Genomic DNA, 10449 nt, shown 5'->3' with positions numbered 1-10449 from the left:
CCACCAAGTTTTCGCCCATGCAGGGCGCACACCTTAAAAGGACAAGGAAGTTTATCACCTCCTTGTCTCGTTTTATTTCTATCTAAGTCCATTTCAAACTTCAAATAAGAAGCCGTCCCCTGAACGAACAGCAACCTTCTTAAGATATATCATCATTACTGTACTTCTTCTGTTTTCTTAACTTCGCAAGCTCTTCACTAAGTGACTTATATAACGAGAACATCATCATTAACATAATGATAGAAAACGGCAAAGCAGCGATAATGAGCGCGTTCTGTAATCCTGTTAATCCACCTGTGAACAACAGAATCGCCGCCATACCCGATTGCGCTAACCCCCAACTGAATTTAACAGGGTTGGAAGGATTCAATGATCCATTTGTACTTTGCATCCCTAATACAAAGGTAGCCGAGTCAGCAGAAGTAATGAAGAATGTTCCAATTAAACATAATCCAATAAAGGAAGTTATAACACCTAATGGATACTCTGCCAAAGTACCAAATAATGCTTGTTCCATCGGCAACTCAGAAATCGCCGCAATTCCGTTCATCTCTAAATTAATCGCTGACATACCAAACGTAGCAAACCATAAGAATCCAATTAATGTAGGAACGAGCAATACACCCATTAAAAATTCACGAATCGTTCTACCTCTCGAAACACGAGCAATAAATATGCCTACAAATGGCGACCAAGCAATCCACCATGCCCAATAGAATATCGTCCAATCTTGTATCCATACTCGATCATGATCACTTGTTGGCTCTAAACGAAAACTCATTTCCAATACATCATTTAAATATGCGCCAATTGTATCTGTAAATACGTTTAATATTTGTAACGTTGGACCTACTACAAGCATAAAGGCAAAAAGCGCTAACGCTAAGTACATATTCGCATTACTTAAATATTTAATCCCTTTACTCAAACCGGTAGAGGCTGACAACATAAATAAGACCGTTACAATGGCAATAATAATGAACTGTACCCAGAATTCATTAGGAATATTAAATAAATACGTAAGTCCCCCATTAATTTGCGCCGCTCCAAAACCGAGTGTTGTGGCTACTCCAATAACAGTAGCAAACACGGCAATTACATCAATAAACTTCCCTAAAGGACCGTATACTCTATCACCTAAGAGCGGGTAAAGCGTTGCACTAATTAATCCGGGTGCTCCATGTCTATATTTGAAATATGCAAGCGTTAATGCCACCAATGCATAAATTGCCCAAGCGTGAATTCCCCAGTGAAAGTACGAATACTTGATCGATTCTCTTAAAGCAAGTGTTGATCCTGGTTCTGCTGTTGGTGGATTCGTTGCAAAGTGCGAAGCCGGTTCAGCCACCCCCCAGAAAACGAGCCCGATTCCCATACCTGCACTAAATAACATGGCAAACCACGTAGGCATGCTATAATCCGGCTCATCATCTGGGTTTCCCAATTTAATCGCCCCAAAAGGACTTAAAATAACAAAAATACAAAATAATACAAATAACGTTACGATAATTAAATAATACCATCCAAAATTAACCGTTATAAAATCACGAATCGCTCCGGTAACTTCTTGTAAATGGTTAGGGGCAATTACTCCCCACAGAACAGATAGCACAGCAATTGCCATCGTAATCCAAAATACGATTGTTACTTTTTTACTCAAACCATTCGCCACAACATTTCCCCTCTCATCACATTTCTACTTCACATACACTCGCAATTATTGTTAAACTATTGACACTTCTTTATACCCACTATTTACATTTGCTAAACAATAAAAATGGTCTCGTATATTAGCTACCATGTCAAATAGTTTTTTCATGAAGCAAGTTTTGATATAGTAATACTATTTAGAGGGATGAGTCATTTCACTGAAATGAAAGAAGGTTTCCTTATGGATAAAGAACTTGTTGCAAAGCGAAATTTACTTATTATGTGGATTTCCAATTTCTTCATTGCAGGTAGCATGACTATGATCATGCCATTTCTATCTTTATATATTGAAACATTAGGGGATTTTTCCACTCAATATGTACAAGTATGGTCTGGTCTCATATTCGGAGTTACGTTTTTTACCGCTTTTCTCTTCTCTCCCATTTGGGGACGATTTGGTGATCGTTATGGCAGAAAGAAAGTATTAATTATTTCTGGTGGCGGCTTAGCATTATGCGTCTTCTTAATGGGCGCTATTCACTCGGTTATGCAACTCTTTTTACTACGATTATTTATGGGGGTATTTACAGGGTTTATCTCAACGTCCCAGGCACTCATTTCTACACAAACGCCAAAGCACTTATCCGGAAGAGCTTTAGGAACATTACAAACCGGTAGTGTCACTGGTAGCTTAATGGGACCATTACTTGGTGGCGTGCTAGCAGACACTGTTGGCTTTTCTAGTACGTTTCAATTCACATCTATTGCCTTGTTTATCGCTGCTCTATTTGTCTTATTTGGGGTGCATGAATATCGCATCGATTCCAAGGAAAAATCTATCGAGCAATACAGTCGCAAAGACGTGCTAGTTCACATACTGGCTCAACCTATGTTAGTAACGATAATGATTGTTTCCATGTTTGTGCAAGTTGCTCATTTTAGTATTCAACCCATTTTAGCTTTATACGTCAGCGAGTTGCATGGACTAGCCAATTTAGCTTTTTTCTCCGGCATTACCTTCTCAGCGGCAGGTCTAGGCAATTTATTAATGGCGCGTAGATGGGGGGAAATCGCCGACAACATTGGTTATGAAAAAGTCTTAATCGGCTTACTCCTTGCATCCGGAATTATTTACTTACCAGGAGGGTTCGTCTCTACTATTTGGCAACTAATTGCGTTGCGTTTTCTACTTGGCATAACGATCGGCGGGATTATTCCCGTTCGAACCGCCTATATTCGGCAAGTTGCACCTATTGCCATTCAAGGGGAAGTGCTCGGTTACAGTACAAGTTTACGCTTTCTCGGCAACATTCTAGGACCAGCATTAGGTGGTTTCTTAGCAGGGGCATATGGATATACATCGGTATTTATTACAACAACCATTTTATTACTTGCAAGCGGAATTAGCCTAGCCTACATGTTACAAAAGCAAACAAGTGGGATTAAACAATATAACTAATGGAATAGGAAACTTAGTAAATAACCATGGAACATTCCATGGTTATTTACAGAGAGATTGAATGCATGCTGCGATGAATACCAATCACAACGTCATCTTTGTTCGCTCCAACTTGTTCACATAGTAATAAAATTTCTTGTAATACTTGATTATTCAACGTAGTAAATGTATCAGAAGCGTATTTAATCAATTCTGCACTGCTAAAATCCGTCTTCAAAATAGATAGCTTCATACGCCGATATAACTCTTCTACAAACAACAATGCCTCTCGATTATTCCCACCAAGAACAATACGGTTTCCTTGATACATTTGCTCCACACCTTTCAAATCAGCCGGAAAGGAGGGGTTATAGACGACATCTACCACCACATTCCCTTTATTATAATTCGTTAAAAAGCGCTGTAAAGCAACATTCGTGCCAATAGGAACCGCACTGCGATTCACAACGACAACATCACGGATGAGATGCTCGGCAATGTTACTCGCCAACCTTTGTACATGGGCAAGATCTACCGCTTCCCCTTTTGCTCCAAAGGAATCAGAAGTTAAGAACACCACATCCATATTTCGAACTCCCCAAGCATAATGACTCGTAAAGGTTAACCTACCTTCAAGCTTATTATGCTCTAATAGTTGTTGTAATCTTGGTTCCGCATATGGCGCTGTGCCCTCTCTCCATTTTGATATAACAGATTCTTCTTTATCAATACAAACAACGTAATGCCCCATATTTGCTAAGGAAGCCGCTGTTACAACACCAACATAGCCTGCACCTACTACTGCTATGTTTTTCATTAAACCACCGAACCCTTCCTAACTATTTCTATAGCATCACCCTCATAATGCAACAGATTGTTCCTGCATATGAATAGCTCTTTCATACTGGTATAATAAGTCTTCAAATATTGCTGCCCATGACCGTTGAAGTGCAGCCTCCCTCGCGTCATCACTCATCCTTTTCCGTTCTATGTCATTACTAATTAATCGCGTTATTGCTTGTGCGAAATGCATTTCATTATTCGGTTCACAAAGCAACCCATTTGTTTGGTGTGTAATTACTTCTTGTACGCCTCCAGCTTTGGCACCGATTGCTGGAGTACCACAAGCAAGCGATTCTAACACAACATTCCCAAAGGTTTCCGTTGTTGAAGGAAATACAAACAAAGTAGAAGCACTATATATTTCCGCTAACCTTTCTCCTTTTAAATAACCTGTAAATGACATATTAGACGGTGCTTTCTCTTTTAATTCTGTAGCCATCGGTCCATCACCAACAATAATCCAGTGCACTTGTTGCTGAATATGAGATGGCAATTGCTTAGCCGTAGCCATTAATGTGTGTAAGTCTTTCTCAGGTGCTAATCGACCAACGTAAGATAGAATGTGGGGCGCTTTAATATTGTATTGACGACGCACTTCATCTGTATTATACAAAGGTTGAAACAGCTGACAATCCACTCCTCTACTCCATATCCCGATGTTATGAAAGCCTTGTTGTAATAATTGTTGCTTCGTTTCTTGAGAAGGAACGAATGTAGAACGAAAAGACTGATGGAACCAGCGCATGTACTTCCAAATCCACTTAGATAAAAATTGCAAATCGTAATATTGTAAATAACGATCAAAGTGCGTATGATAAGAACCTACAATTGGAATATTTAGCTTTTTGCCATAATACAACCCACTCAAACCAATGTTAAACGGTGTAGCAATATGAATGAGATCTGGGCGAAAACTCTCCAGCTGCTTTCGAATGTGATGCATTTTCGGAAAGGAAAAGCGACATTCTGGATAAAGGTAAAACGGAATACTTGTAAAACGATGAATCTGATTAGAGAATAAATCCTCATCCTTCGCATCTGGAACGAACAAACGATATTCTATCCCTTGTTGATTTAAATAATCTACAAAACGTTGAAATGTACGTGCAACCCCATTCACTTGTGGTGTAAACGTGTCTGTAAAAATAGCGATTTTCACTAAGACTCCCCCATTCCTACGTTGAAATTATAATCCTCTCCTACACTCACCTTGCTATATAGTATATACAATCAATATGATGATTTTATCAATTTCTTGTAAAATTTAGTTATAGAAATTTTTTCAATTTTTACATACATTTAATTATTTTAATGTTTTAACCTAAGCAAAGTTTGCGTATAGAATGAGTCTGGGCGTACAATGTAGTAAAATAAACAATAATCGAAAAACAAATGAGGAGTGAAAACATGCGCGTTGTAAACAATATGTCCGATCTAATTGGGGATACTCCTTTAGTGAAATTAAATAACATCACCTCTAAAGAGGGAGCAGATGTTTATGTAAAGCTAGAGATGTTTAATCCAAGCGGCAGTGTAAAAGATCGTGCGGCTTACAATATGATAGTAGAAGCGGAGAAAGCTGGTCATTTAAAAGAAGGTTCAACCATTATTGAACCTACTAGCGGGAATACAGGTATCGGTTTGGCAATGAATGCAGCTGCGAAAGGTTACCGCGCTATACTCGTTATGCCTGATACAATGACTCAAGAGCGTATTAACTTATTGAAAGCTTATGGAGCAGAAGTTGAATTAACACCAGGAGCAGAGAAAATGCCCGGCGCGATTAAACGTGCGAACGAATTAGCTGAACAAATTCCTAACAGCTTCATTCCAATGCAGTTTGAGAATAAAGCTAATCCTGATGCTCATCGACACACAACAGCTACTGAAATTATGAAGGCAATGGAGCAACTAGGTAAGCCTCTTGCTGCATTTGTTTCAACAGCAGGTACAGGCGGAACTGTTACCGGTACAGGAGAACCGTTGAAAGAGCATTTTAAGAATGTAACGGTTCATGTCGTTGAACCTAAAGGGTCTCCGGTACTTTCTGGTGGAAAGCCAGGTAAACATAAGCTCGTCGGTACAAGCCCAGGCTTTATACCACAAATATTAAATGAAGATGTGTATGATGAAATAATTCAAATTACAGATGAGGATGCTTATGACATAACGAGGAAACTTGCTCGTAAAGAAGGAATCCTTGTAGGCCCTTCTGCTGGAGCTGCATGCTATGCCGCAATTGAAGTGGCCAAGCGGAAGCAACCAGGCGAAGTTATTGTTGTCATCGCACCAGATACAGGAGAAAGATATTTATCAGGTGATTTATTTCGTTTTTAATATGTAAAGGAGGTTAACGGATCCGTTGTTAGCCTCTTTCTTCTACTCGCACAAAATAATCAATGGCCTGATTGAATTCAAGTGGCGTTTTCGTTGGTGTTTGATGAAATGATTGTGGAATTTCATATAGGGTACAATTTGGGCACACTTCATACATGGAAAGATGCTTCTTAACCCACACTTCTCTTTTTCCATAAACTAATAAAATAGGCATCATAAGATTGTGTAGACTATGAGAGCAATCATAATGGTACGTAGCTTGATAAAATTGATACCACACGTGACGATTTGCTTTTAACATATAGTGCTGTAATTCTAATTGAAACTGCTTCATTTGCGAATGACCTTTGGCAATTATTTCAGCTAACTTTTCAGGATTACGCTTTATTAGCCACATACCAAGTCGAAATTCTGCATCTAATATACGAGAGGAAACTTTCGGAAACCCTCCAGCTAATACTAAACGAAGCGTTCTATTGGGAAAAGCAAGTGCAAATGCCTGGGCAATCATTCCTCCTGCCGAATATCCACAAATAACTGCTTGCTCGATATGGCCATGATCTAGTACAGATTTGACATCCAGAACAAATTGTTCCACACTCGTCGTAGTACGCACGTCAGATTGTCCATGACCATTTAAATCCATTAATAACACTCGATACTTTGTTGATAAGCTTTGTTGATAACGAAACACTTTATGTCCCATACCTGGAGGATGAATAAACAAAATCGGAACACCTGACCCTAAGTCTTTATAAAACAACATTACCCATTCCCCTTTCCTATCTTCCTTTTATTTTAATATGGACGTATAATGCACCCTTTATGAGCGAAAGTCTACTATCCACACTACTTCTATTTACCTTTTATGAATGAGAAATCCTTAACCACTCGTTCCTCCATTGCATATTCTAATAACAAAATATTCTGATAAAAGGAGGGGAAGAATATGTTATCGGTTCGAATGCTAAAACCTTTCTATGTAAAGCACGAAACAACGTGTATTCGTATTATGTTAGCTTATCAATATTTCTCTATTCATTTTGGGGATGATTTATATCAGTTTATACCTATTGAAGGTAGAGAGATTGTCGTTAACAGAAAAACAAAGAGAATAACGAACATTGAGGACATACTAGTGTTTCAAAAAGGCAAACATATGATGCAAATCTCCATGCAAGAATTAATGGATTTACCCGACTTCCTAACGCACGTAAATTCCATTGCTAGTCGCTACTTAGATCCGAAATCCTTAAGAAAGATGGATCAAATTATATATTATTTAGAACGGGAAAATGCCCTTAGACTTATTGATAACGCATTAGATGAGCGTGACAAACCTACATTTTTGACACTATCCTCTTATTTTAATCAGCATTTTCATTAACATAAAGTCCATCCGATCAAAGAAAGAGATGAACTAGACAGATTATAAAACAAAAGAATCCTGGGTTCCCAGAGAAATTATTCAAATGGATACCGAGGATATTCTTGTTGGCAAAAATCAACAAAAACATCTATGTTATGCCTTCTTTATTAAACTCTTCACACCTATTCTCCTTCTTGCTTCGCCCCGTTTTAAACATAACTGTATGGCACTTCACCTCATTTCCACACCCTTTAAGCTTTGTGGATTGGCCTTCCATTTCCTTTATTTACATGAATAATAGCCCTCGCCTTCATTTACAATAAGAGCGTAAGGAGGACGAGTTAATGAACAAACAACGAGCAACCGAAATCGCACAATCGCCAATTATGGCCAACGTTTCCTATAACGGCATGCCTATCTACATCCAGCATGTTGATGAACATAATGACACCGCCCGCATTTCGAATCCCGCGCACATTTCCTGGATTTCGCGCACATTTCCCGAATTTCGCGCACATTTCCCGAATTCCGCGCACATTTCCTGAATTTCGCGCACATTTCCTGAATTTCGCGCACATTTCCCGAATCCCGCGCACATTTCCCGGATTTCGCGCACATTTCCCGAATTCCGCGCACATTTCCCGAATTTCGCGCACATTTCCCGGATCCCGCGCACATTTCCTGAATTTCGTGCACATTTCTCGAATTCCGCGCACATTTCCTGAATTTCGTGCACATTTCCTGGATTCCGCGCACATTTCCCGGATTTCGCGCACATTTCCCGGATTTCGCGCACATTTCCCGGATTTCGCGCACATTTCCCGAATTCCGCGCACATTTCCCGAATTTCGTGCACAATTTGTCCACTACTGCCAGTTAGTGTTCTAAAATTGGCACGAGTTCCAACAATTTTTGTCAAATTCATGACAGAGCATGCTTTTTTCGATAAGAAAACCTTTGCATTCCATATTCTACCTTTCGTATGGTCATCTGATGTCTTACACTATACGTGTTACATGATTCACAATAAAAACAACGAGGGTGAGTGACATGACTTGGACTCAAGTGTACGATCCATTAAATAATATTTGGTTATCTGCATTCGTAGCTTTTATTCCAATTTTATTTTTCTTTTTAGCTTTAACTGTTTTAAAAATGCGCGCCACGATCGCATCATTTCTAACTGTTATACTATCCTTTATTATCGCTATTACAGTTTATGACATGCCGACGACGATGGCTGCTGAAGCTACTGTTTATGGTTTTGGATTTTCGTTTTGGCCGATTAGCTACATTGTAATTGCGGCTGTATTCTTATATAAACTATCCGTAAAAAGTGGACAATTTAATGTAGTGCGTAGTTCCATTGCATCGATTTCAAATGATGCGCGCATTCAAATGTTACTTGTCGCTTTTGCGTTTAATGCTTTCCTAGAAGGTGCAGCAGGATTTGGTGCTCCTATAGCTATTACAGCAGCGCTATTAGTTGGGCTTGGATTTAATCCGTTAGTGGCAGCTGGACTTTGTTTAATAGCTAACACTGCTTCTGGAGCATTTGGAGCAATGGGGATTCCTGTTATTGTAGCAGGTGAAGTAAGTGGCATCGATCCTATGACTATTTCTAAATTGCTCGGTTTATCATTGCCGTTTATTTCCTTCGCTATCCCATTTTTGCTTGTCGCTATTTTAGACGGATTCAAAGGGCTTCGACAAGTGTGGCCAGTAGCCTTTGTAGCTGGAGCATCTTATGGTATCACGCAGTATTTAACTGTAACATTTGTCGGACCAGAACTTCCTAATATTACATCTGCTATCGTTTGTCTAGTTGCCATCACGTTATTTACAAAAGTTTGGCAACCAAAAGAGGAAATGGTTTTAGAAGTTAAAGGAAATAATGAAGAGCTAGATATGAAGGACTTATCCGCAAAGAAAATTGCAAAAGCGTGGTCTCCATTTATTGCTTTAACTGTTATGGTAACCGTATGGAGCCTGCCAGTGTTTAAAAAATTATTTGCTGAAGGTGGACCTTTATCTGGTACAATCTTCAAAATCACGATTCCTGGACTGCACAATCAAGTCATTAAAGGACAACCTATCGTGCCAGAAGCAACGCCTTATCCAGCAATATTAACGATTGACTTACTATCAGCAACTGGTACTGCGATTGTTTTTGCTGCCATTTTTTCAATCTTGTATTTAAGAATTCCATTTAAAACGGTAATGGCAACTTTGAAAGAAACTATACAAGAATTATCTAAACCAATTATTACAATTATGATGGTTATTGGATTTGCATATATCGCAAACTATTCCGGTCAATCTTCTACTTTAGGACTAGCATTAGCAGAAACAGCAAACTTCTTCCCATTCCTATCTCCTTTCGTTGGATGGATTGGCGTATTCTTAACAGGTTCTGTTGTTTCCAATAACGCCCTGTTTGGTAGCTTGCAACAAATTACTGCCGAACAAATAAACGTCTTACCTATCGTGTTAGTAGCAGCGAATACTGCAGGTGGTGTGATGGCCAAAATGTTATCACCACAATCCGTTGCTATTGCATCAGGTGCGGTTGGATTAGTTGGACGTGAATCCGAGCTATTCCGCTTCACATTAAAGTACAGCATGGTGCTTTTAATTATTACAGGCGTGATCACTTACTTACAATCGATTTTGATTACGTGATCAACCACCTTCGAAGAGCTTCCCTCGTTTATGTACGGGAAGCTCTTTTTATATCCTCACTTCAGCCTCCATCTATCATTTGCCAAGAAAGCTGTTAATTTTCATCTAAGAATATGATAAAGTAATGCTA

Annotated in this window: 9 protein-coding genes; 5 read left to right on the top strand and 4 right to left on the bottom strand. The window is 39.1% G+C overall.

Translation table 11 applies throughout. The annotated features are described in order from the left end of the window. Positions 1-139: 139 nt before the first annotated feature. Positions 140-1672: a glycine betaine uptake BCCT transporter gene (locus tag N784_RS10870; protein ID WP_269745337.1), complete on the bottom strand. Its 1533-nt coding sequence runs from the start codon at positions 1670-1672 to the stop codon at positions 140-142. Positions 1673-1891: 219 nt separating this feature from the next. Here N784_RS10870 and N784_RS10865 point away from each other — a divergent pair, with 219 nt between their 5' ends. Continuing rightward, positions 1892-3109 (top strand): MFS transporter, encoded by a 1218-nt coding sequence (locus tag N784_RS10865; protein ID WP_036834866.1) that lies wholly within the window; start codon positions 1892-1894, stop codon positions 3107-3109. A gap of 46 nt (positions 3110-3155) precedes the next feature. Here N784_RS10865 and N784_RS10860 read toward each other — a convergent pair whose 3' ends face one another. Continuing rightward, a complete protein-coding gene (locus N784_RS10860; RefSeq protein WP_052127270.1) occupies positions 3156-3905 on the bottom strand; it encodes a 3-hydroxyacyl-CoA dehydrogenase NAD-binding domain-containing protein in 750 nt (249 codons plus the stop codon). Positions 3906-3947: 42 nt separating this feature from the next. After that, on the bottom strand, positions 3948-5090 hold the full coding sequence (locus N784_RS10855) for a glycosyltransferase family 4 protein (RefSeq protein ID WP_036834864.1): 1143 nt from the start codon (positions 5088-5090) through the stop codon (positions 3948-3950). 248 nt (positions 5091-5338) lie between these two features. On the opposite strand from N784_RS10855, the gene cysK reads away from it, so the two are divergent. Then, a complete protein-coding gene (gene cysK, locus N784_RS10850) occupies positions 5339-6268 on the top strand; it encodes a cysteine synthase A (protein WP_036834862.1) in 930 nt (309 codons plus the stop codon). Positions 6269-6296: 28 nt separating this feature from the next. Here cysK and N784_RS10845 read toward each other — a convergent pair whose 3' ends face one another. Beyond that, positions 6297-7034, bottom strand: coding sequence for an alpha/beta fold hydrolase (locus tag N784_RS10845; RefSeq protein WP_036834860.1), 738 nt, complete (start codon positions 7032-7034; stop codon positions 6297-6299). Between the two features lie 183 nt (positions 7035-7217). Here N784_RS10845 and N784_RS10840 point away from each other — a divergent pair, with 183 nt between their 5' ends. The 3 genes from N784_RS10840 (at position 7218) to N784_RS10830 (ending at position 10319) form a co-directional block, all read left to right on the top strand. Further along, entirely contained in the window at positions 7218-7655 is a 438-nt protein-coding gene (locus tag N784_RS10840) for an IDEAL domain-containing protein (RefSeq protein ID WP_036834859.1), read from the top strand. A 326-nt stretch (positions 7656-7981) separates the two neighbouring features. Next, a complete protein-coding gene (locus tag N784_RS16330; RefSeq protein WP_084600236.1) occupies positions 7982-8182 on the top strand; it encodes an H-type small acid-soluble spore protein in 201 nt (66 codons plus the stop codon). Positions 8183-8687: 505 nt separating this feature from the next. Further along, positions 8688-10319 carry a lactate permease LctP family transporter gene (locus N784_RS10830; protein ID WP_036834858.1) on the top strand — a complete coding sequence of 544 codons (1632 nt, stop codon included), beginning with the start codon at positions 8688-8690 and terminating at the stop codon, positions 10317-10319. The last annotated feature ends 130 nt before the right edge of the window (positions 10320-10449 follow it).

Source organism: Pontibacillus litoralis JSM 072002, from assembly GCF_000775615.1.
GTDB lineage: Bacteria > Bacillota > Bacilli > Bacillales > BH030062 > Pontibacillus > Pontibacillus litoralis.
This window is presented reverse-complemented; position numbering and strand designations above follow the sequence as displayed.